22 protein-coding genes are annotated in these 21,254 nt (G+C 58.4%); 18 read left to right on the top strand and 4 right to left on the bottom strand.

Going from position 1 to position 21,254, the window contains the following annotated elements; translation table 11 throughout:
- Positions 1-19 precede the first annotated feature (19 nt).
- The 5 genes from ytfQ (at position 20) to ACOTWU_RS17160 (ending at position 6,268) form a co-directional block, all read left to right on the top strand.
- The gene (ytfQ, locus tag ACOTWU_RS17180) at positions 20-976 is read left to right on the top strand and encodes a galactofuranose ABC transporter substrate-binding protein YtfQ (protein WP_017383924.1); all 957 of its coding nucleotides are present in this window, start codon (positions 20-22) and stop codon (positions 974-976) included.
- Between the two features lie 103 nt (positions 977-1,079).
- On the top strand, positions 1,080-2,582 hold the full coding sequence (gene ytfR / locus ACOTWU_RS17175) for a galactofuranose ABC transporter, ATP-binding protein YtfR (protein ID WP_017383923.1): 1,503 nt from the start codon (positions 1,080-1,082) through the stop codon (positions 2,580-2,582).
- A gap of 10 nt (positions 2,583-2,592) precedes the next feature.
- On the top strand, positions 2,593-3,618 hold the full coding sequence (gene ytfT, locus ACOTWU_RS17170) for a galactofuranose ABC transporter, ATP-binding protein YtfT (RefSeq protein WP_017383922.1): 1,026 nt from the start codon (positions 2,593-2,595) through the stop codon (positions 3,616-3,618).
- Positions 3,605-4,606: a galactofuranose ABC transporter, permease protein YjfF gene (gene yjfF / locus ACOTWU_RS17165; protein ID WP_017383921.1), complete on the top strand. Its 1,002-nt coding sequence runs from the start codon at positions 3,605-3,607 to the stop codon at positions 4,604-4,606. The genes ytfT and yjfF overlap by 14 nt, the downstream gene beginning before the upstream one ends.
- A gap of 93 nt (positions 4,607-4,699) precedes the next feature.
- On the top strand, positions 4,700-6,268 hold the full coding sequence (locus ACOTWU_RS17160; protein WP_017694651.1) for a methyl-accepting chemotaxis protein: 1,569 nt from the start codon (positions 4,700-4,702) through the stop codon (positions 6,266-6,268).
- A 37-nt stretch (positions 6,269-6,305) separates the two neighbouring features.
- Here ACOTWU_RS17160 and fbp read toward each other — a convergent pair whose 3' ends face one another.
- Positions 6,306-7,304 carry a class 1 fructose-bisphosphatase gene (fbp, locus tag ACOTWU_RS17155; protein ID WP_003856070.1) on the bottom strand — a complete coding sequence of 333 codons (999 nt, stop codon included), beginning with the start codon at positions 7,302-7,304 and terminating at the stop codon, positions 6,306-6,308.
- Between the two features lie 179 nt (positions 7,305-7,483).
- Between fbp and mpl the strand changes: the two genes are divergently transcribed.
- Positions 7,484-8,857: a UDP-N-acetylmuramate:L-alanyl-gamma-D-glutamyl-meso-diaminopimelate ligase gene (mpl, locus tag ACOTWU_RS17150; RefSeq protein WP_126498736.1), complete on the top strand. Its 1,374-nt coding sequence runs from the start codon at positions 7,484-7,486 to the stop codon at positions 8,855-8,857.
- A 105-nt stretch (positions 8,858-8,962) separates the two neighbouring features.
- On the opposite strand, the gene yjgA is transcribed toward mpl, so the two are convergent.
- Positions 8,963-9,514: a ribosome biogenesis factor YjgA gene (yjgA, locus tag ACOTWU_RS17145; protein WP_017383918.1), complete on the bottom strand. Its 552-nt coding sequence runs from the start codon at positions 9,512-9,514 to the stop codon at positions 8,963-8,965.
- Between the two features lie 95 nt (positions 9,515-9,609).
- On the opposite strand from yjgA, the gene pmbA reads away from it, so the two are divergent.
- The gene (gene pmbA / locus ACOTWU_RS17140; protein WP_015572506.1) at positions 9,610-10,962 is read left to right on the top strand and encodes a metalloprotease PmbA; all 1,353 of its coding nucleotides are present in this window, start codon (positions 9,610-9,612) and stop codon (positions 10,960-10,962) included.
- A gap of 43 nt (positions 10,963-11,005) precedes the next feature.
- Complete coding sequence (gene cybC, locus ACOTWU_RS17135) at positions 11,006-11,392, top strand: cytochrome b562 (protein WP_032652320.1); 387 nt, start codon at positions 11,006-11,008, stop codon at positions 11,390-11,392.
- A 70-nt stretch (positions 11,393-11,462) separates the two neighbouring features.
- Here cybC and ACOTWU_RS17130 read toward each other — a convergent pair whose 3' ends face one another.
- Positions 11,463-11,618, bottom strand: a complete 156-nt coding sequence (locus tag ACOTWU_RS17130) for a Hok/Gef family protein (protein ID WP_017383916.1) — start codon at positions 11,616-11,618, stop codon at positions 11,463-11,465.
- A 415-nt stretch (positions 11,619-12,033) separates the two neighbouring features.
- Between ACOTWU_RS17130 and ACOTWU_RS17125 the strand changes: the two genes are divergently transcribed.
- The 10 genes from ACOTWU_RS17125 (at position 12,034) to ACOTWU_RS17080 (ending at position 20,698) form a co-directional block, all read left to right on the top strand.
- On the top strand, positions 12,034-12,372 hold the full coding sequence (locus ACOTWU_RS17125; protein ID WP_026080657.1) for a PRD domain-containing protein: 339 nt from the start codon (positions 12,034-12,036) through the stop codon (positions 12,370-12,372).
- Between the two features lie 10 nt (positions 12,373-12,382).
- Positions 12,383-12,745 carry an SFCGS family glycine-rich protein gene (locus tag ACOTWU_RS17120; RefSeq protein ID WP_006810339.1) on the top strand — a complete coding sequence of 121 codons (363 nt, stop codon included), beginning with the start codon at positions 12,383-12,385 and terminating at the stop codon, positions 12,743-12,745.
- A 2-nt stretch (positions 12,746-12,747) separates the two neighbouring features.
- The gene (locus tag ACOTWU_RS17115; protein ID WP_006810338.1) at positions 12,748-13,047 is read left to right on the top strand and encodes a DUF4312 family protein; all 300 of its coding nucleotides are present in this window, start codon (positions 12,748-12,750) and stop codon (positions 13,045-13,047) included.
- Between the two features lie 22 nt (positions 13,048-13,069).
- Positions 13,070-13,846, top strand: coding sequence for a DUF4311 domain-containing protein (locus ACOTWU_RS17110; protein ID WP_006810337.1), 777 nt, complete (start codon positions 13,070-13,072; stop codon positions 13,844-13,846).
- A gap of 13 nt (positions 13,847-13,859) precedes the next feature.
- Positions 13,860-14,501, top strand: coding sequence for a DUF4310 family protein (locus ACOTWU_RS17105; RefSeq protein ID WP_015572508.1), 642 nt, complete (start codon positions 13,860-13,862; stop codon positions 14,499-14,501).
- A gap of 42 nt (positions 14,502-14,543) precedes the next feature.
- Positions 14,544-15,677, top strand: coding sequence for an amidohydrolase/deacetylase family metallohydrolase (locus ACOTWU_RS17100; protein ID WP_017383915.1), 1,134 nt, complete (start codon positions 14,544-14,546; stop codon positions 15,675-15,677).
- Positions 15,661-16,779, top strand: a complete 1,119-nt coding sequence (locus tag ACOTWU_RS17095) for a DgaE family pyridoxal phosphate-dependent ammonia lyase (RefSeq protein ID WP_017383914.1) — start codon at positions 15,661-15,663, stop codon at positions 16,777-16,779. The genes ACOTWU_RS17100 and ACOTWU_RS17095 overlap by 17 nt, the downstream gene beginning before the upstream one ends.
- The gene (dagF, locus tag ACOTWU_RS17090) at positions 16,776-17,516 is read left to right on the top strand and encodes a 2-dehydro-3-deoxy-phosphogluconate aldolase (RefSeq protein WP_015572511.1); all 741 of its coding nucleotides are present in this window, start codon (positions 16,776-16,778) and stop codon (positions 17,514-17,516) included. The genes ACOTWU_RS17095 and dagF overlap by 4 nt, the downstream gene beginning before the upstream one ends.
- A 115-nt stretch (positions 17,517-17,631) precedes the next feature.
- Entirely contained in the window at positions 17,632-18,768 is a 1,137-nt protein-coding gene (locus ACOTWU_RS17085) for a lactonase family protein (protein ID WP_086626220.1), read from the top strand.
- 19 nt (positions 18,769-18,787) lie between these two features.
- Complete coding sequence (locus tag ACOTWU_RS17080; RefSeq protein ID WP_017383912.1) at positions 18,788-20,698, top strand: BglG family transcription antiterminator; 1,911 nt, start codon at positions 18,788-18,790, stop codon at positions 20,696-20,698.
- A 32-nt stretch (positions 20,699-20,730) separates the two neighbouring features.
- On the opposite strand, the gene nrdG is transcribed toward ACOTWU_RS17080, so the two are convergent.
- Positions 20,731-21,195, bottom strand: a complete 465-nt coding sequence (gene nrdG, locus ACOTWU_RS17075; RefSeq protein WP_015572513.1) for an anaerobic ribonucleoside-triphosphate reductase-activating protein — start codon at positions 21,193-21,195, stop codon at positions 20,731-20,733.
- Positions 21,196-21,254: the final 59 nt, after the last annotated feature.

Below are 21,254 nucleotides of genomic sequence, written 5' to 3'. Positions count from 1 at the left end.
ACCCTACGAGGACGTTCATATGTGGAAGCGCTTACTTCTTGTTACAGCAGTTTCGGCAGCCATGTCGTCTATGGCGATGGCCGCACCCTTAACCGTTGGATTTTCGCAGGTCGGATCTGAATCTGGCTGGCGCGCCGCTGAAACGAATGTGGCGAAAAGTGAGGCCGAAAAGCGCGGTATTACGCTGAAAATCGCCGATGGTCAGCAAAAGCAAGAGAACCAGATTAAAGCGGTGCGCTCGTTTATCGCTCAGGGCGTGGATGCCATCTTTATTGCCCCGGTTGTCGCCACGGGCTGGGAGCCGGTGCTGAAGGAAGCCAAAGATGCTGAAATTCCGGTCTTCCTGCTCGACCGTTCCATCGACGTAAAAGACAAATCTCTCTATATGACCACCGTCACCGCCGATAACGTGCTGGAAGGCAAACTGATTGGTGACTGGCTGGTGAAGCAGGTGGATGGCAAGCCGTGTAACGTGGTTGAGTTGCAGGGCACCGTCGGGGCGAGCGTGGCTATCGACCGTAAGAAAGGTTTCGCGGAGGCCATCGCCAAAGCACCAAACATCAAAATCATCCGTTCTCAGTCCGGCGACTTCACCCGTAGCAAGGGTAAAGAGGTCATGGAAAGCTTCATCAAGGCAGAAAATAACGGCAAAAATATCTGCATGGTTTATGCCCACAACGACGACATGGTGATCGGCGCCATCCAGGCCATCAAAGAAGCGGGCCTGAAGCCGGGCAAAGATATCCTCACCGGCTCGATCGACGGCGTACCGGACATCTACAAAGCGATGATTGACGGCGAAGCGAACGCCAGCGTGGAGCTGACGCCAAATATGGCGGGCCCGGCATTCGATGCGCTGGAGAAATTCAAGAAGGACGGCACCCAGCCTGAGAAGTTGACCATCACCAAATCCACGCTCTACCTGCCGGACACGGCGAAAGAAGAGTTAGAGAAGAAGAAAAATATGGGCTACTGATCCAGTGAAATTGCCGGGTGGCGCTGCGCTTACCCGGCCTACGATACGCTCTTTTGTAGGCCGGATAAGCGTAGCGTCATCCGGCCTGATGCAGGGGGAAACCATGACCACCGAACAACACCAGGAAATCCTCCGCACAGAGGGCCTGAGTAAATTTTTCCCTGGCGTTAAGGCGCTGGATAACGTTGATTTCAGCCTGCGGCGTGGGGAGATCATGGCGTTGCTCGGCGAAAACGGGGCGGGGAAGTCGACGCTGATTAAAACCCTGACCGGGGTCTATCACGCCGATCGCGGCGCTATCTGGCTGGAAGGTAACGCCATTTCGCCCAAAAACACCGCGCATGCCCAGCAACTGGGGATCGGCACGGTCTACCAGGAAGTGAACCTGCTGCCAAACATGTCGGTAGCGGATAACCTGTTTATTGGCCGCGAACCCAGACGTTTTGGCCTGCTGCGCCGCAAAGAGATGGAAGCGCGCGCCGCGAAGCTGATGGAATCGTATGGCTTCTCTCTCGACGTGCGCGAACCGCTGAACCGTTTTTCCGTAGCGATGCAGCAAATCGTCGCGATCTGTCGCGCTATCGATCTCTCGGCGAAAGTGCTGATCCTCGATGAACCCACCGCCAGCCTCGATACCCAGGAAGTGGAGATGCTTTTTACCCTGATGCGCCAGCTGCGTAATCAGGGCGTCAGCCTGATTTTCGTGACGCATTTCCTCGATCAGGTTTACGAGGTGAGCGACCGTATAACGGTGCTGCGCAACGGCAGCTTTGTCGGCTGCCGGGAAACCCGCGAGCTGCCGCAGATAGAGCTGGTCAAAATGATGCTGGGCCGCGAGCTCGAGACCAACGCGCTTCAGCGCGCGGGCCGTACGCTGCTGAGCGAAAAACCGATCGCCGCGTTTCACGATTACGGCAGAAAAGGGACCATCGCGCCGTTTAACCTCGAGGTACGCCCCGGTGAAATTGTGGGTCTGGCGGGGCTGTTAGGCTCCGGGCGCACCGAAACCGCCGAAGTCATCTTCGGGATCAAACCTGCCGACAGCGGAACGGCGCTGATCAAAGGCAAACCACAAACGCTACGTTCACCGCATCAGGCGTCGTGCCTCGGGGTGGGCTTCTGTCCGGAGGACAGGAAAACGGACGGGATTATTGCCGCCGCCTCGGTGCGGGAAAACATCATTCTGGCGCTACAGGCCCAGCGCGGCTGGCTGCGTCCGATCCCTAAGCGCGAGCAGAACGCGATTGCCGAGCGCTTCATCCGCCAGCTCGGTATACGTACCCCGAGCGCGGAACAGCCCATCGAGTTCCTCTCGGGCGGTAACCAGCAGAAGGTTCTCCTCTCGCGCTGGCTGCTCACCAAGCCGCAATTCCTGATCCTCGACGAGCCCACGCGCGGTATCGACGTGGGCGCGCACGCCGAAATCATCCGGCTTATCGAAACGCTCTGCGCCGACGGTCTGGCGCTGCTGGTGATCTCGTCCGAGCTGGAGGAGCTGGTCGGCTATGCCGATCGCGTCATCATCATGCGCGATCGCAGGCAGGTGGCAGAGATCCCGCTGGATAAACTGTCGGTACCGGCGATCATGAATGCCATCGCGGCGTAAGGAGTCAAATGTGATGTCCCGTTCTCTTTCGCAAACTGGCGAAGCGAAGCGCCGCTTCACCTGGCCGACCGGCACGCCGCAAATCGTGGCGCTGCTGCTGGTGCTGCTGGTGGATAGCCTGGTGGCTCCGCATTTTTTCCAGATCGTCGTGCAGGATGGCCGCCTGTTTGGTAGCCCGATCGACATTTTAAACCGTGCCGCGCCCGTGGCGCTGCTGGCGATTGGTATGACGCTGGTCATTGCCACCGGCGGGATCGACCTCTCCGTCGGTGCGGTAATGGCGATTGCGGGCGCCACCGCCGCCTCGATGACCGTCGCCGGGCACAGCCTGCCGGTGGTTCTGCTGGCCGCGCTGGGCTCCGGTGTATTAGCCGGGCTATGGAACGGCATTCTGGTCGCAGTGCTCAAGATCCAGCCGTTTGTCGCGACGTTGATTTTGATGGTGGCCGGGCGCGGTGTAGCGCAGCTTATCACCTCCGGTCAAATCGTCACCTTTAACTCCCCGAGCCTGGCGTGGATCGGCAGCGGTAATTTTCTGTTCTTCCCGACGCCGGTGATCGTCGCGCTGGTGACGCTGGTGGTGTTCTGGCTTTTCACCCGCAAAACGGCGCTCGGGATGTTCATCGAAGCGGTGGGGATTAACATTCGGGCCGCGAAAAACGCCGGGGTAAATACGCGGCTGATGGTGATGCTGACTTACGTGCTGAGCGGCGTCTGTGCTGCGATTGCCGGGGTGATCGTGGCCGCCGATATTCGCGGAGCGGATGCCAATAACGCCGGACTCTGGCTCGAGCTGGATGCGATCCTCGCGGTGGTTATCGGCGGTGGATCGCTGATGGGCGGACGTTTTAATCTGCTGCTCTCGGTGGTGGGGGCGTTGATTATTCAGGGTATGAATACCGGTATTTTGCTCTCCGGGTTCCAGCCGGAGCTGAATCAGGTCGTCAAAGCGGTCGTGGTGCTTATCGTACTTATCGTGCAGTCGCCGCGCTTTATCACTCTCATTAAGGGGAACCGCGGTCATGATAAAACGTAATTTGCCGTTAATGATCACGCTGGGCGTGTTCGTGCTGGGGTACCTCTATTGCCTGACCCAGTTCCCGGGCTTCGCCTCCACGCGGGTGATTTGCAACATCCTGACCGACAATGCCTTTTTAGGCATTATCGCCGTCGGCATGACGTTTGTGATCCTCTCCGGCGGGATCGACCTCTCCGTTGGGTCGGTGATCGCCTTTACCGGCGTGTTCCTTGCCAAGGCGATTGGCTTTTGGGGGATTTCGCCGCTGCTGGCTTTTCCGCTGGTGCTGGTCATGGGCTGCGCGTTCGGCGCCTTTATGGGGCTTTTGATCGATGCGCTGAAAATCCCGGCCTTTATCATCACCCTCGCCGGGATGTTCTTCCTGCGCGGCGTGAGCTATCTGGTGTCGGAGGAGTCAATTCCAATTAACCATCCGATCTACGACACGCTCTCCAGTCTGGCGTGGAAAATTCCCGGCGGGGGGCGCCTGAGCGCAATGGGGCTGCTGATGCTGGGCGTGGTGGTGATCGGGATCTTCCTCGCCCACCGTACCCGATTTGGTAACCAGGTTTATGCCATTGGCGGCAGCGCCACGTCCGCGAACCTGATGGGAATTTCCACGCGCAGCACGACTATTCGCATCTACATGCTTTCGACCGGGCTGGCCACCCTCGCGGGGATTGTATTCTCGGTTTATACCCAGGCAGGCTATGCCCTGGCGGGGGTGGGCGTTGAGCTGGACGCCATTGCCTCGGTAGTGATTGGCGGTACGCTGCTCAGCGGCGGAGTGGGGACAGTCCTCGGCACGCTGTTTGGCGTGGCGATCCAGGGGCTGATTCAGACCTATATCAACTTCGACGGCACGCTCAGCTCCTGGTGGACCAAAATCGCCATCGGCATTCTGCTGTTTATTTTTATCGCGCTCCAGCGCGGCCTGACGGTGCTGTGGGAGAACCGCCAGAGCTCGCCTGTTACCCGGGTGAATACATCTTTAACAGAGCGATAACATGCTGAAATTGCTTAAACTCTAAACATTTTCCGGTAGCGGCCGATATTCTTTTTTTATGCCCAGAAATATCTCGCTACCGGAAATAACATCATGCTTAAAACGCTATCGATTCGTACCGGCTTGCTCTCTTTACTGGCCGTTATGACCCTTCTGCTGCTGATTGTCAGCGGCATCGGCATTTATGCCCTTACACAAAGTTCCGCTTCTCTCCAGCGCATCAATCATCTTCAGGGTGAACAGATGGTGCAGCTGAATGCCGGCTATACGCTGATCCTGCGCGCGCGTAACGAAGCGGGGCAGGCCGTCCGCATGATGGAGGTCGGCCTGCTGGACGATGCGGCCAGGGCGGTCAAAACCATTAACCAGGAAGTGGCGCTGGCACAGAAAACGCTGAAGGACGTGATCGGCAGCGGCGTGGCGGATGAGCAGGGGCAAAAGCTGCTGGATAACGTCGCCGCGAGCCTGGCGGTGTACAACCAGCAGGGTATCAGCCCGATGCTGAAAGCCCTGAACGAGCAAAGCGCGGACAGCTATTACGATCTGCTGGAAAACAAGCTGGTCCCGGTGGCGAAGCAGTTTGATAACGATATGCAGGCGTTCCAGGCATGGAGCGAGGCGCGCGGTAAAGCGGAGGTGAGCGCCGTGCAGGCGAGTAAAACCCGCGTGCTGATCCTGATTATCGTCGCGGCGCTGCTGACGGCTGGCATTATCGTGCTGGCCTGGCTGGTGCTGCGCCATATGCTGCTCAAGCCGCTTTCAGCCTCGATTGCCCAGCTGGAACATGTGGCGGCCGGAGATTTAACCCATACCCTGAACGCGCCCGCGAGCCAGGAATTTAATCGCCTTAACGCGGCGATCGAAGGGATGCGCCAGTCGCTGATGGACTCGGTTCTGCGGGTGCGTGACGCCAGCTCGCAGATTGATACCGGCAGCCGCGAGCTGACGGCCGGGAATATGAACCTGGCCCAGCGCACGGAATCCACCGCCACCTCGCTGGAGCAGACGGCCGCCAGCATGGAAGAGATCACCGCCACGGTGAAACTTAACGCCGATAACGCCGAGCAGGCGCACCAGCTGGCGAAGTCGGTCTCCGATACCGCCGATCACGGCAGTGAAATGGTCTGCTATGTCATTGAGAAGATGCGCGACATCTCCGGCAGTTCGGCGCGCATCGCCGATATCCTGAGCGTCATCGACGGCATTGCCTTCCAGACCAATATTCTGGCGCTGAACGCCTCCGTTGAAGCGGCGCGTGCGGGTGAGCAGGGGCGAGGTTTTGCGGTCGTGGCGGGTGAGGTGCGTAATCTCGCCAGCCGCAGTGCTGATGCGGCGAAAGAGATCCGCTCGCTTATCAGCGATTCGCAAACCCACGTGAACGAGGGCAGCGAGCTGGCGCAGCAGGCCGGTGAGACGATGGACGAGATCGCCACCGAAGTACTGCGTATGACCAAACTGATGCGTGAAATTGCGACGGCGTCCCAGGAGCAGAGCCGCGGTATTGAGCAGGTGAATATCGCCGTCAATCAGATGGATGAAACGGCGCAGCAAAATGCGGCGCTGGTCCAGCAATCATCTGCGGCAACACGTTCCCTGGAGGAACAGTCGCGCGAACTGATGGAAGCGATGGCCTCCTTCAAGCTGACGACGCAAACGGCCTGAAAAAAAGGGGAGCCTGTCTGGCTCCCCTTTCTACGCGTTACGCGTCCGGGAATTCGCGGATCATGCGTTCAACGTCATCCACCATATGGCGGTTGCCGACGAAGAACGAACGGCGCTGGTGCAGGCTTTCCGGCACGATATCCAGAATACGCTCTTTACCGTCGCTCGCCTTGCCGCCTGCCTGTTCGGCCAGGAATGCCATCGGGTTGCACTCGTACAACAGACGCAGTTTTCCGTCCGGGTGGCTGGCGGTGCTTGGGTAGAGGTAAATACCGCCCTTCAGCAGGTTACGGTGGAAATCTGCCACCAGCGAGCCGATGTAGCGCGAGGTGTACGGGCGCTGGGTGGCTTTATCCTCTTCCTGGCAGAATTTGATGTACTTCTTCACGCCGTTCGGGAATTTGATGTAGTTGCCTTCGTTGATGGAGTAGGTGTTGCCCTTCTCCGGGAAGCGCATACGCTCCTGGCACAGGCAGAACACGCCCAGGGACGGATCGTAGGTAAAGGCGTGTACGCCGCAGCCGGTGGTGTACACCAGCATGGTGGACGAGCCATACACCACATAACCGGCAGCAACCTGTTTACTGCCCGGTTGCAGGAAGTCTTCTTCCGTCACCGGTGTGCCAACCGGCGTGACGCGACGGTAGATGGAGAAAATGGTACCGACAGAAACGTTAACGTCGATGTTGGAGGAGCCGTCCAGCGGATCCATCAGAACAACGTATTTCGCGTGTTCACACCCTTCGAATACGACGATCTCATCTTCTTCTTCAGAGGCGATACCCGCAACGATGTCGCGCGCGCGCAGTGCAGCTTTCAGTTTTTCATTGGCGAACAGGTCGAGTTTCTGCTGAACCTCACCCTGAACGTTCTCGGCACCGCTGGCACCCAGGATATCGACCAGACCGGCCTTGTTGATATCGCGGTGGATGATCTTAGCGCCCAGCTTTATTGCCGACAGCAAAGCAGTGAGCTCACCCGTAGCATGAGAGAACTCGTGCTGCTTTTCGACAATAAATTCACCTAACGTTTTCATAACACTTTCCCTGCATCTTATGTTGAGTAAAGCGGTTGATGTCCAACAATCTTAACAAACATTCAAATATTAGCGCAGAGGTGAATCGCGCCAGCAAAATACGGATTTACCTGAAATGCGTTTCACAGCCGCTGACATGTGAGTAAAATGTGCGCCACATTGAAGAAGGATAGTGACGTATGCGCATTCATATATTGGGGATTTGTGGCACTTTCATGGGCGGACTGGCAATGCTGGCGCGCTCGCTGGGCCATGAAGTGACAGGTTCGGACGCCAATGTGTATCCGCCGATGAGCACGCTGCTCGAGAAGCAGGGAATTTCTCTGATTCAGGGATATGACGCCAGCCAGCTGGAGCCGCAGCCGGATCTGGTGATCGTGGGTAACGCCATGACCCGTGGGAATCCATGCGTTGAAGCGGTGCTGGAACGCAATATCCCGTACATGTCTGGCTCGCAGTGGCTGCATGATTTTGTCCTGCGCGACCGCTGGGTTGTCGCCGTTGCCGGGACGCACGGCAAAACCACCACCGCCGGTATGGCGACCTGGATCCTCGAAGCCTGCGGCTACAAGCCGGGCTTCGTGATCGGCGGCGTACCGGGGAATTTCGACGTCTCCGCGCGTCTGGGCGACAGCCCGTTCTTTGTGATTGAAGCGGATGAATACGACTGCGCGTTCTTCGACAAGCGCTCCAAGTTCGTGCATTACTGCCCACGCACGCTGATCCTCAACAACCTTGAGTTCGATCACGCGGATATCTTTGACGACCTGAAAGCGATTCAGAAACAGTTCCACCATCTGGTGCGCATTGTTCCGGGTCAGGGCCGCATTATCCTGCCGGAGAACGACATCAACCTGAAGCAGACTATGGCGATGGGGTGCTGGAGCGAGCAGGAGCTGGTTGGCGAGCAGGGGCACTGGCAGGCGAAAAAGCTCAACGCGGATGCCTCCGAATGGGAAGTGCTGCTCGACGGTGAGAAAGTGGGAGAGGTGAAGTGGGGCCTGGTGGGCGAGCACAACATGCACAACGGCCTGATGGCGATCGCCGCGGCGCGTCACGTGGGCGTACTGCCTGCGGATGCCGCCAATGCGCTGGGCTCGTTTATCAACGCCCGTCGCCGTCTGGAGCTGCGCGGTGAAGCCCACGGCGTTACCGTGTATGACGATTTCGCGCACCACCCAACGGCCATTCTGGCGACGCTTGCCGCATTGCGTGGCAAAGTTGGCGGCACCGCGCGCATTCTGGCCGTGCTGGAACCGCGTTCGAACACCATGAAAATGGGCATCTGCAAAGACGATCTCGCGCCGTCCTTAGGGCGTGCCGACGAAGTCTTCCTGCTGCAACCGCAGCATATTCCGTGGCAGGTGGCGGAAGTGGCAGACGCCTGCATTCAGCCGGCGCACTGGAGTGCGGACGTGGATGTCTTAGCGGATATGGTGGTGAAAGCCGCACAGCCTGGCGATCACATTCTGGTGATGAGCAACGGTGGGTTTGGTGGGATCCATCAGAAGCTGCTGGACGGTCTGGCGAAGAAAGCCGCGGCCGCAGAGTAAAAAAAAGCCCGGTGGCGCTAGCGCTTACCGGGCCTACATTTTTTCGCACGACCTTGTAGGCCGGATAAGGCGTTTACGCCGCCATCCGGCGCAAACCCGCACAGATTACTCTTCGTTCTCAGACAGCTCGCGCAGATACTGGAAAATCAGGCGCGCAGACTTCGGCGGCTTATTCCCTTCTTTCTCTTTCTTCGCGTTGCGGATAAGCGATCGCAGCTGCTGGCGGTCGGCATTCGGCCACAGGTTCAGCACTTCAGGTACCGCGTCATCACCTTGGTCGATCAAACGATCGCGGATCTGCTCCAGCTTATGGAACAGCGCAACCTGCTGATTGTGGCGGTTTTTCAGTTTGTCCAGCGCCTGACGGATCGGCTCCACGTCGCGCTGACGCAGCAGTTTACCGATAAGCTGAAGCTGGCGGCGACGCCCTTCTTTCTTGATTTTCTGTGCCAGTTCAATGGCATCACGCAGATCCTGGTCGAGCGGGATCTTATCCAGCGCGTTTTTACCCAGTTCTACCATTTCTGCGCCAAGCTGTTTTAACTCTTCGGCGTCACGTTTAATTTCACTTTTACTGACCCAGATGATCTCATCATCTTCGTCTTCGATGTCATCACCGGGAACGTCGTCGAGCCAGTCTTCGGGCTGCTTAGTCATGTCAGGCTCCTTAAAAAAAGAGGCTAATGTTACCAGTTAAGACGCGCACTGAAAAACGGTTCTCTGTTAGACTTCACTTAACTCTCTCTTACAGTATGGCATTTGCGATGAAAGTAACCTCACAAGTTGAAGCGCAGCGTAAGATCCTGGAAGAAGCCGTCTCCACCGCGCTGACGCTCGCTTCAGGTAAATCAGATGGCGCCGAAGTGGCGGTCAGCAAAACCACCGGCATTAGCGTGAGCACCCGCTATGGCGAAGTGGAGAATGTAGAATTTAACAGCGATGGCGCGCTGGGGATCACGGTGTATCACCAGAATCGTAAAGGCAGCGCGTCGTCTACCGATCTGAGCCCGGATGCCATCGCCCGTACGGTGCAGGCGGCGCTGGATATCGCGCGTTACACCTCCCCGGACCCTTACGCTGGCGTGGCCGATAAAGAGCTGCTGGCGTTTGACGCGCCGGATCTCGATCTGTTCCATCCCGCGGAAGTGACGCCGGATGAAGCCATTGAGCTGGCCGCGCGAGCCGAGCAGGCCTCTTTGCAGGCTGACAAACGCATCACCAATACCGAAGGCGGCAGCTTTAACAGCCACTACGGCATTAAAGTGTTTGGTAACTCCCATGGCATGTTGCAGGGGTACTGCTCAACCCGCCACTCGCTTTCCAGCTGCGTCATCGCCGAAGAAAACGGCGATATGGAGCGTGATTACGCGTATACCATTGGCCGCGCGCTGGGAGATTTGCAGTCTCCGGAGTGGGTGGGAAAAGCGTGCGCCGAACGCACGCTGTCACGCCTTTCGCCGCGTAAACTCTCCACCATGAAAGCGCCGGTAATTTTTGCCAACGAAGTGGCAACCGGCCTGTTTGGTCATCTGGTGGGAGCGATTGCGGGCGGTTCGGTGTACCGTAAATCGACCTTCCTGCTCGACTCGCTGGGCAAGCAGATCCTGCCGGAATGGCTGACCATCGAAGAGCACCCACACCTGCTGAAAGGGCTGGCCTCTACGCCGTTCGACAGCGAAGGCGTGCGCACGGAACGTCGTGATATCGTGAAAGACGGCATTCTGACCCAGTGGCTGCTGACCAACTACTCCGCGCGTAAGCTGGGGCTGAAAAGCACCGGGCACGCGGGCGGCATTCATAACTGGCGCATTGCCGGACAGGGCCTGAATTTTGAACAGATGCTGAAAGAGATGGGCACCGGCCTGGTGGTCACCGAGCTGATGGGGCAGGGCGTGAGCGGTATTACCGGCGACTACTCTCGCGGTGCAGCGGGCTTCTGGGTCGAAAACGGTGAAATTCAGTATCCGGTGAGCGAAATCACCATCGCCGGCAACCTGAAGGACATGTGGCGCAATATTGTTACGGTCGGTAACGATATTGAAACACGCAGCAATATTCAGTGTGGTTCTGTATTACTGCCGGAGATGAAAATCGCCGGGCAATAATCCCCGTAAAAGCGTGATTAATAATAAAAAAAGGAAGTGAGCAATGCGTAAACACCTGTTAGCGATCGTCGCGGCTTCAACGCTGGTTCTTGGCTCGTCTGCGTTTGCTGCCGATCTCGAAGACAACATGGACATCCTCAGTGAAAACCTGAAGGTGGTGCAGAAAACGGACAATGCGGCGGACATGAAAGACGCATTGACTAAAATGCGTGAAGCCGCGCTGGATGCGCAAAAAGCGACGCCGCCGAAGCTGGAAAGCAAAGCGGCAGACAGCGCCGAGATGAAAGACTACCGCCACGGTTTTGACGTGCTGCTCGGCCAGATTGACGGCGCGTTGAAGCTGGCGAACGAAGGCAAAGTGAAGGAAGCCCAGGCGGCAGCCGATCAGTTTGTCGCGACCCGCAACACGTACCACAAAAAGTATCGTTAATTGGGTGCCTGAGCTGTACGTCCTCTCCCCGTATGCGGAGGCGCATGATGCGCCCCCGCATCGTTGCTCCCTACTTGCCGGAGCGACAATCCATCCGCGCTGTCACTTCAAGCGAGCCGTTACGAAAACGGATCTCGCACAGTGTTTTCCTCGTCACCAGCGTTAAGATGATTATTGTCAAAGAAATAATCATCAAAACCCCGATACTTGGGTTTCTGCGTTTCATGGATGCCTCCTTGCTTTAAAGCGGGCGAGGTAGCGAACTCCACGGTGTGACGTGTCGTTTCGAGCCCCCGCCCTGATTTTTTATCAGGCGGGGCTTTCCACTTTTGTCCCATGCCTGAGACGGTCAGTCTCAAGCACCCGCCGCCACTCTAGCGGATCCCCATAAGAAAACCTTATCCACGTCACATTTCTACGAGCCTGCTCGTAATCTTTTCCACTCCGCTTACCAGTCTAATGCCGCGTAATAGCGTGATATTCATCACGTAAATCCAGCGATTTATACAGATTCACCGCATTTATGTGGCACAGATCACTGCCGCTGCTCGCCTTTCCACTTCGAAGTGGAAAACAACTCGCTACAAACAATTCCCCCTCGACGTTAGTTTTATTCCAGAGCCATTAACGGGGTAAGACGAGTGATTAACGGAGCGGTAATGAACGACGTTGGGGAACAGGCGGTGCAAACAGAACAGCTCGCGAACACCATGCTTCAGCAGGTCTACGCCCTGCTGGCCCGGCACAACATCATTCCCAACGCGGTACAGGAGCAGATGCTGACCTCCCACGTTCGCGCAATGGCGCACCGGTCCGTGACCGGCGAGCCGCTGCCAGAGGTTGAAGCAGAGCTGTTTGACGAAATTTCACCAGATTCAATGCAACTCGCCCGTGAAGTGGTAGCGCAGTTCGGCAACCTTCCTGATGAAGAGGCCTGGCTGCTCTCCGTTCACTTCGAAGTCGCGAAAGACAACCTTTAAGGAGCAACACATGGAACAGATTACAGTCGTGATTGGCGATCGCCTGGGTAAAGGTCAGAAAGTGGCTGCGGGTGTGGAAAAAGCCGGCGGACGCGCGGTTGTCGTACCGGGCATGGCAGCGGATATGAAGCTCGGTGACGTGATGAAAGCAGAAAACGCCACCTTCGGGATCTCCTTCTGCGGCAGCGGCGGCGCGGGCGCCATCACCGCTCAGACCAAATATGGCTACAAGGCCAAATACGGCATGCGCTCCGTGGATGAGGGGGTGACCGCCATCAACGAAGGCTGCAACGTGCTGGGCTTTGGCTTTATGGATAAAGAAGAGCTGGGCGAGCGTCTGGTACAGGCGTGGCAGAAGAAATACGGCGCGTAAGCATGAAAGAACAGTTCACAACCACGGTGAGAGTGAAGGGGAAGGGCGACGCCAAAGCGCGCGCCTTTGCCGACGCCCTCAACCACGTTCAGGCTGCGGTGATGAAAGCCTCACCGCATATCTTACTGCGTATTGAGCCACAGGATGTGCAGGTTGTTCAGGCGCAAGAAGCGGTGCGAAAAGAAGCGTTTCTGTTCTTCTTTTTGCGCCGGGAAAGACGCACCTACAGCGTGGAGCTGGATGTGACCGTCAACGTGACCGCCATCAATCTCGACCAGGTGGATTTCGTCACGCAACGCTGATTATTCATAAAAGGGCAGACTGATGTTCTTAATTATATTAATAAAATCGCTCATCATTGGCGGCCTGGTTGGCGTCGGTGTTGGCGCCGGGGCTGCACGCATGTTTCATGCGCCTACCACTCAGGGTATGGGCGCGTTTCGTACGTTGGGGGAACTGAACTCCTGCGAAGGGGATCCGGCGTCCCACTTCTCCTTTGGGTTAGGTTTCTTCTTTAACGCCTGGGCCTCTTCCGTGGCCGCAGGTGCCTTCACACAGGACGTTGACCACCGCATCATCCCGAACTGGGGTGCTGCTGCACTGATGATTAAAAACCGTAACGTCGGTGAAACGCTGCATGACCCGCGCAAAATGGCGATTGCCTGCGGCATCATCGGCATGATTGTCGTGACCTTCCTTAACCTGACCGCCTCCTCCGTTCCGGCAGCGCTTCAGGTGACCGCCGTGAAGGTGCTGGTACCGGCGGCGAACCTGCTGGTCAACACCGTGATGCCGGTGATCTTCTGGCTGGCGGCCATCGACGCGGGTAAAAAATCGGGCTTCTGGGCCACCATCTTTGGCGGCGCGGCACAGCTGATCATGGGTAACGCCGTACCGGGTCTGGTACTGGGTATTCTGATTGGTAAAGGTGTTGAAGAGAGTGGCTGGAACCACGTCACCAAAGTGATGATGGCGGCGATCGTCCTGCTCTTCGTGCTGAGCGGCTTCTTCCGCGGTTTCGACATGAAGATGATCGAATCCTTCCATCTGACCGTGCCGAACTGGCTCGACATGATCCACAACTCGCTCAGCGGTAAATAACAGGAGCCTCTAAATGGAACAGAATAAAGGTTTTTGGTATGCCGACTGGTCGTTCCCGATCTTCGTTGGCCTGCTCTCCTCCGGCGTCTTCGCCGGGACGCACATGTACTACCTCTACGGCATCGGCGCGTTTAACGAAGTGGCCTTCGTGGCGATGCTGAAAGCGGGAATCGATACCGGCGTCTACGGCGCGGTGGCGGCGTTCGGTGCTAGCTTCCTGTTCGCCCGTATTATCGAAGGCTCGCTGGTGGGTATTCTCGATATCGGCGGTGCGATCCAGACCGGCGTGGGCCTCGGCGTTCCGGCGCTGCTGCTGGGCGCGGGGATCATGTTCCCGGTGACCAACTTCATTGCCGCGCTGATTACCGGCCTGGTGATTGGCCTGGCGATTGGCTACGTCATCATCCTGGCGCGTAAGTTCACCATCAATCAGAGCAACTCCACCTACGGTGCAGACGTGATGATGGGCGCGGGTAACGCCTCCGGCCGCTTCCTCGGGCCGTTGATTATCCTCAGCGCCATGACCGCCTCCATTCCAATCGGCGTCGGTTCCCTGGTAGGCGCGCTGCTGTTCTACATCTGGCAGAAGCCGATTACCGGTGGCGCCATCCTCGGCGCAATGATTTTGGGCTGGCTGTTCCCGGTCGCCCTTTAATACCCGCGGGCGCTTCGGTGCCCGCTTTATCAGGAGATCCTCATGTTTGATTTACTCCTGCGCCGTGCGCGCCTCGCCGACGATACCCTGACCGATATCGCCATCCAGGACGGGAAGATTGCCGCGACAGGCGACATTGACGCTCCCGCCCGCAAAACGGTTGAGCTGAACGGCGACGTGTTCGTCAGCGCGGGCTGGATTGACTCCCACGTCCACTGCTACCCGAACTCCCCGATTTACCACGACGAGCCGGACAGCGTGGGCATTGCCACCGGCGTCACCACCGTGGTGGACGCGGGCAGCACTGGCGCCGACGACGTGGACGATTTTTACGCCATCACCCGCAAGGCTTCCACCGAGGTGTTTGCCCTGCTGAACATCTCCCGTGTGGGGCTGATTGCCCAGAACGAGCTGGCCAATATGGCGAATATTGACGCCGATGCGGTGAAGCAGGCGGTGACGCGCCACCCGGATTTTATCGTTGGCCTGAAGGCGCGCATGAGCAGCAGCGTGGTCGGTGAAAACGGCATCACCCCGCTGGAGCGCGCGAAAGCGATTCAGAAAGAGAACGGCGACCTGCCGCTGATGGTGCACATCGGCAACAACCCGCCTAACCTCGATGAGATTGCCGAGCTGCTGAGCTCCGGCGACATCATCACCCACTGCTACAACGGCAAGCCTAACCGCATTCTGACGCCCTCCGGCGAGCTACGCGCCTCCATTACGTCTGCGCTGAAGCGCGGCGTGCGCCTGGACGTCGGTCACGGCACGGCGAGCTTCAGCTTTGAAGTGGCGAAGCGCGCCATTGCGATGGGCATTCTGCCGCATACCATCAGCTCGGATATTTACTGCCGCAACCGCATCAACGGCCCGGTCGGCTCGCTGGCGAGCGTGATGTCGAAATTCCTCGCCATCGGCATGTCATTGCCGCAGGTGATTGACTGTGTCACGGCCAACGCCGCCGACGGCCTGCGCCTGACGCGCAAAGGCCGCATTCAGCCTGGCCTCGACGCCGATCTGACGCTGTTTACGCTCAAGCGCCAGCCGACGGTGCTGACGGATGCCGAAAACGACAGCCTACAGGCTGAACACATTCTGATGCCGCTTGCCGCGATCCGCGCGGGCAAGGGCTACATGACCGAACAAGGGAGCACGGAACATGCCTTCGATTTATGAGAAGTACAACTTAAAGCAGGTTATCAACACCTCTGGCCGCATGACGGCGCTGGGTGTCTCCACGCCGCGCCCGGAAGTGGTGCAGGCGGCGATGGACGGCATGAATCACTATTTCGAGATGAAGGATCTGGTCAATAAAACCGGGGAATACATCGCGAAGCTGCTGGAGGTGGAAGGGGCGACGGTGGTCTCCTGCGCGTCGGCGGGCATTGCCCAGTCCGTGGCGGCGGTGCTGGTGAAAGACAGCGACTGGCTGCTGGAAAACCTGCACGTCACACCGATTGAAAACAACGAAATCGTCCTGCCGAAAGGCCACAACGTGAACTTTGGCGCGCCGGTGGGCACCATGGTGGCGCTGGGCGGCGGCAAGCTGGTGGAGGCGGGCTACGCCAACGAATGCTCTGCCGATCAGCTGGCGGCGGCGATCACTCCGCGCACGGCGGCGATCCTCTACATCAAATCGCACCACTGCGTGCAGAAAAGCATGCTCAGCGTCGAGCAGGCGGCGGTCGTGGCGCGCAAGCACGATCTCCCGCTGATCGTCGATGCGGCGGCGGAAGAAGATCTGCACGCCTACTACCGCTCCGGTGCCGATCTGGTGATCTACAGCGGCGCGAAGGCGATCGAAGGGCCAACCAGCGGGCTGGTGATCGGCAAAACCCAGTACGTTGAGTGGGTGAAGCGCCAGACGGCGGGCATTGGTCGCGCGATGAAAGTGGGCAAAGAGGGTATCCTGGGCCTGACCTGCGCCATCGAACACTACCTGACGGCGACCAAAGAGAGCGGGGCCGAGATGGTGGCGAAGATGACGCCGTTTATCGACGCGTTGAACACCCTGAACGGCGTGACCGCGCGCGTGGTCTGGGACAGCGCCGGTCGCGATATCGCCCGTACCGAGATTAAGTTCGACGAAGCCGCTACGGGCGTCGGCACGGGCGATCTGGTGGCGAAGCTGAAACAGGGCGAATACGCCATTTACTTCCGTGGTTATAAGGCCAACGAAGGGATTATCGAGGCGGACGTGCGCAGCGTGAATGCTGACCAGCTGAACATCGTGTACCGCCGCATTAGCGAAGTATTAGGACAGGAGAAAAAAGCATGAAACTGACCCCCAACTTTTACCGTGACCGCGTCTGCCTGAACGTGCTGGCAGGCTCAAAGGCCAACGCCAGCGCCATTTACGAGGCGGCGGAAGGTCACGTGCTGGTGGGCGTGCTCTCCAAAAATTACCCGGACGTGGCGAGCGCGGTTGCGGACATGCGCGAATACGCCGCGCTGATTGATAATGCGCTCTCCGTGGGGCTGGGCGCGGGCGACCCGAACCAGTCGGCGATGGTGAGTGAAATCTCCCGCCAGGTGCAGCCGCAGCACGTTAACCAGGTCTTTACCGGCGTGGCCACCAGCCGCGCGCTGCTGGGGCAGAATGAGTCGGTGGTCAACGGTCTGGTCTCCCCGACCGGCACCGTCGGCATGGTGAAAATCTCCACCGGCCCGCTGAGCAGCGCAGCTATGGACGGCATAGTGCCGGTTGAAACCGCTATCGCCCTGCTGAAAGATTTCGGCGGCAGCTCCATCAAGTACTTCCCGATGGGCGGCCTGAAATGCCGTGACGAATACCAGGCGGTGGCGGAAGCCTGCGCCCGTCACGACTTCTGGCTGGAGCCGACCGGGGGAATCGATCTGGAGAACTTCGAGGCGATCTTGCAGATCGCCCTGGATGCGGGCGTGAGCAAAATCATCCCGCATATCTACAGCTCGATTATCGATAAAGCCAGCGGTGATACGCGTCCGGAAGATGTGCGTACGCTGCTGGCGATGACGAAGAAGCTGGTTAAGTAGAACCTGCCCCTCACCCTAACCCTCTCCCACCGGGAGAGGGAACCTTTACCCCCTCTCCCTTTGGGAGAGGGCTGGGGCGAGGGGAAACAAACCGCACACACCCGAAGGAGCCACCATGCACACCCGTACCCTGCTTGTCGCTTCACTCTCTTTACTTGCTACCTCTGCAATCGCTCAAACCCAGTACGCCTGGGTGGGCACCTATAATCCGAACGGTGAAGGGCTGTACCGCTTTACCGTCGATCCGCAAACCGGTGCGCTGAACGATAAAACACTGGTGAGCAAACTGCCGAACGCCGCGCAGTTAACCGTCTCACACGACGGCAAAACGCTGTATCTGGCAAGCGAAGTGGAGCAGGGCGTGGTGCAGGCGCTGCGCATCGGTGATAACGGCGCGCTGAGCGAGCTGAATCAGGTGTCCTCCGGCGGCGCGGGGCCGGTGTATCTTTCCCTGACGCCGAACGGCAAACATCTGCTGGTGGCAAACTACGTCAGCGGAACTGTCGCGGTGCTGCCCGTTAACGCAGACGGCAGCCTGGGCGATGCTACGGACACCCATCAGGACAAAGGCGAACCGGGCGCGGCGAAGCCGGAAGCTGCCGTCGAAGGCAGTTTCGCCATCAGCGATCATAACGGCCCACATGCGCACATGATCGCCGCCGATCCGGGCGGGAAATACGTTTTTTCCACCGATCTGGGGCTGGATCGCATCTATCAGTACCGTTTTGACGATCAAACCGGGAAGCTGACTCCGAACGATCCGCCATTTATCAGCGCCTCCTCAAAAGGGGCCGGGCCGCGCCACTTCGTCTTTACGCCGAAAGGCGATGCCCTGTGGCTGATTAACGAAGAGGCGTCTACGCTCACCCATTATGCGCTGGACAGTAATGGCAGGCTGAAAGAGGGTAAAACGGTTTCAGCCTTGCCGGACGGTTATAAAGGCACCAGTTTTGCTGCCGGGCTGGCGCTAAGCGCCGACGGGAAACAGCTGTATGTCGCTAACCGTTTGCATAACAGCATCGGGCACTTTACCGTAACGGCAGAGGGTACGCTGACGCATCAGAATGATGTCTGGACGCGCGGCGACTATCCGCGCACCCTGACGCTGGATAAGCAGGGTCGCTGGCTGTACGTCATGAACCAGCGCAGCGACAACATTACCCGTTTCCGCGTGGCGCCGGACGGCAAGCTGAGCGCCGAGCCAGACTATACCCCGGTCGGCAGCCCATCCCAGATGGTCATTTCACCCTGAGCAGTAAGAGGACAACGACGTGCGATTTCCGAACCAACGTTTAGCGCAACTTTTCGATCTGTTGCAAAACGAGACGCTGCCGCAGGACGAGCTGGCGCAGCGGCTGTCGGTCTCCACGCGAACCGTCCGGGCGGATATCACCGCCCTGAACGCGCTGCTGGCCAGCCACGGCGCGCAGTTCATTTTGAGCCGGGGCAACGGCTATCAGCTCAAAATTAATGATGTGGTGCGCTATCAACAATTGCAGGCGTCCCACCCGCGCGCGCTGCGTATTCCGCGAACCGGACCGGAGCGCGTGCACTATCTGGTGGTGCGTTTTCTGACGTCAGCCTTTTCCCTCAAGCTGGAGGATCTGGCCGATGAGTGGTTCGTCAGCCGGGCCACGTTGCAGAGCGACATGGTGGAAGTGCGTGAGTGGTTTCACCGTTACAACCTGACGCTGGAAACCCGCCCGCGCCACGGGATGAAGCTGTTTGGCAGCGAGATGGCGATCCGCGCCTGCCTGACCGACCTTCTGTGGGAGCTGGCGCAGCAGGACAGCCTGAACCCGCTGGTGACCGACGTGGCGTTGAACGCGGGGGTGGCGGAAAAGATGGTGCCGGTGCTGCACGATGCGCTGACGCGCCATCACATTCGCCTGACCGATGAAGGCGAGCTGTTCCTGCGCCTGTACTGCGCGGTGTCGGTGCGGCGCATCAGCGAGGGGTATCCGCTGCCGGAATTCCACGCGGAGGACGTGGAAGAGAACGTGCGTGAGGCGGCGAAAGATATCGCGGTGGCTATCCAGGAGCTGGCGGGCAAAGCGCTTTCGCCGTCAGAAGAGAGCTGGCTGTGCGTGCACATTGCGGCGCGGCAGATCCAGGAGATCGCCCCCAGCGCGATTAACGCCGACGACGATGAAGCGCTGGTCAACTACATTCTGCGCTACATCAACACCCACTATAACTACAACCTGCTGAGCGATGAGCAACTGCATGCAGATCTGCTCACGCACATCAAAACCATGATCACCCGCGTGCGGTATCAAATCATGATCCCCAATCCGCTGCTGGATAACATCAAGCAGCACTACCCGATGGCGTGGGATATGACCCTCGCGGCGGTGTCGAGCTGGGGCAAATACACCCCGTATGTGATCAGCGAAAACGAAATTGGTTTTCTGGTGCTGCATATCGGCGTCGGGCTGGAGCGCCATTACAATATCGGCTACCAGCGCCAGCCGCGGGTGCTGCTGGTATGCGATGCCGGTAACGCGATGGTGCGCATGATCGAGGCGGTACTTCAGCGTAAATATCCGCAGATTGAGGTGACGCGCACGCTCACCCTTCGTGAGTACGAGCTTGCCGATGCCATTGGCGAAGACTTCGTGATCTCCACCGCCCGCGTGAGCGAAAAATCCAAACCGGTGGTGATGATCGCCCCGTTCCCGACCGATTATCAGTTAGAGCAGATCGGCAAGCTGGTGCTGGTGGATCGCACCCGCCCGTGGATGCTGGAAAAATACTTCGACGCGGCCCATTTCCGCATTCTCGACAAGCCTGTCGACCAGCAAACGCTGTTCCGCGAACTGTGCGGGCAGCTTGAAGGGGAAGGTTTTGTCGGCGCGGAGTTTCTGGAATCGGTTATCGAGCGTGAAGCCATTGTCAGCACCATGCTCGGCGACGGCATCGCGCTGCCGCACTCCCTCGGGCTGCTGGCGCAAAAAACGGTGGTCTACACCGTGCTGGCGCCGCAGGGCATTCAGTGGGGAGATGAAACCGCCCATGTCATCTTCCTGCTCGCCATCAGCAAAAGCGAGTACGAAGAGGCAATGGCGATTTACGACATCTTTGTCACCTTCCTGCGTGAACGCGCGATGGCGCGCCTGTGCCAGTGCGAGAATTTTGCGGCGTTTAAGGCTGAGGCGATGGAGAGTTTGAGTCGGTTTTGACGTTCAGGCGGACAGAGGATATCCGCCTTCATTCAACGCAGATGATGCACAACCTGGTTGCTGCTGCCGCGCCAGATAAGCATAGGATCTTTTAGATCCTGCACGAACTTGCCGTCGACCAGAACGTTAATCAGATCCACCACTTCCATCTGCTGCGCATTCAGTTCATCCAGCTTATAGCCCGTCCAGACCCAGACGTCTTTTCCCGCGCACTCGCGGCGGATGCGTTTTACCAGCTTCAGGATCGCCGGCACGTTTTGCGGATGGAGCGGGTCGCCGCCGGAGAGCGAGATCCCCTGGCGTTTGATGCGCGTGTCGTTCAGGTCGTTGATGATGCGGTCTTCCATCTCAGCGGTAAACGGCATACCCGAGTTCAGGCGCCAGGTGCTTTTGTTGTAGCAGCCGGGGCACTCGTGAACGCAGCCTGATACAAACAGGGTGCAGCGGGTGCCGGGGCCGTTGACGATGTCGACGGGGTAGTACTGGTGATAGTTCATCGCGAATAACCACGCCGGGTGGCGCTGCGCTTACCCGGCCTACAAAAGAGAGCGGTCCG

Origin of the sequence: Enterobacter cloacae complex sp. GYL001 (genome assembly GCF_049237125.1) — a bacterium.
In the GTDB taxonomy this organism is placed as follows: Bacteria; Pseudomonadota; Gammaproteobacteria; order Enterobacterales; family Enterobacteriaceae; genus Enterobacter; species Enterobacter hormaechei_C.
This window is presented reverse-complemented; position numbering and strand designations above follow the sequence as displayed.

Excerpts from the sequence above, each read along its gene's own strand:
- ytfQ (WP_017383924.1), top strand. The coding sequence starts at position 20 with ATGTGGAAGCGCTTACTTCTTGTTACAGCAGTTTCGGCAGCCATGTCG.
- ytfR (WP_017383923.1), top strand. The coding sequence starts at position 1,080 with ATGACCACCGAACAACACCAGGAAATCCTCCGCACAGAGGGCCTGAGT.
- yjfF (WP_017383921.1), top strand. The coding sequence starts at position 3,605 with ATGATAAAACGTAATTTGCCGTTAATGATCACGCTGGGCGTGTTCGTG.
- ACOTWU_RS17160 (WP_017694651.1), top strand. The coding sequence starts at position 4,700 with ATGCTTAAAACGCTATCGATTCGTACCGGCTTGCTCTCTTTACTGGCC.
- fbp (WP_003856070.1), bottom strand. The coding sequence starts at position 7,304 with ATGAAAACGTTAGGTGAATTTATTGTCGAAAAGCAGCACGAGTTCTCT.
- mpl (WP_126498736.1), top strand. The coding sequence starts at position 7,484 with ATGCGCATTCATATATTGGGGATTTGTGGCACTTTCATGGGCGGACTG.
- yjgA (WP_017383918.1), bottom strand. The coding sequence starts at position 9,514 with ATGACTAAGCAGCCCGAAGACTGGCTCGACGACGTTCCCGGTGATGAC.
- pmbA (WP_015572506.1), top strand. The coding sequence starts at position 9,610 with ATGGCATTTGCGATGAAAGTAACCTCACAAGTTGAAGCGCAGCGTAAG.
- cybC (WP_032652320.1), top strand. The coding sequence starts at position 11,006 with ATGCGTAAACACCTGTTAGCGATCGTCGCGGCTTCAACGCTGGTTCTT.
- ACOTWU_RS17130 (WP_017383916.1), bottom strand. The coding sequence starts at position 11,618 with ATGAAACGCAGAAACCCAAGTATCGGGGTTTTGATGATTATTTCTTTG.
- ACOTWU_RS17120 (WP_006810339.1), top strand. The coding sequence starts at position 12,383 with ATGGAACAGATTACAGTCGTGATTGGCGATCGCCTGGGTAAAGGTCAG.
- ACOTWU_RS17115 (WP_006810338.1), top strand. The coding sequence starts at position 12,748 with ATGAAAGAACAGTTCACAACCACGGTGAGAGTGAAGGGGAAGGGCGAC.
- ACOTWU_RS17110 (WP_006810337.1), top strand. The coding sequence starts at position 13,070 with ATGTTCTTAATTATATTAATAAAATCGCTCATCATTGGCGGCCTGGTT.
- ACOTWU_RS17105 (WP_015572508.1), top strand. The coding sequence starts at position 13,860 with ATGGAACAGAATAAAGGTTTTTGGTATGCCGACTGGTCGTTCCCGATC.
- ACOTWU_RS17100 (WP_017383915.1), top strand. The coding sequence starts at position 14,544 with ATGTTTGATTTACTCCTGCGCCGTGCGCGCCTCGCCGACGATACCCTG.
- ACOTWU_RS17095 (WP_017383914.1), top strand. The coding sequence starts at position 15,661 with ATGCCTTCGATTTATGAGAAGTACAACTTAAAGCAGGTTATCAACACC.
- dagF (WP_015572511.1), top strand. The coding sequence starts at position 16,776 with ATGAAACTGACCCCCAACTTTTACCGTGACCGCGTCTGCCTGAACGTG.
- ACOTWU_RS17085 (WP_086626220.1), top strand. The coding sequence starts at position 17,632 with ATGCACACCCGTACCCTGCTTGTCGCTTCACTCTCTTTACTTGCTACC.
- nrdG (WP_015572513.1), bottom strand. The coding sequence starts at position 21,195 with ATGAACTATCACCAGTACTACCCCGTCGACATCGTCAACGGCCCCGGC.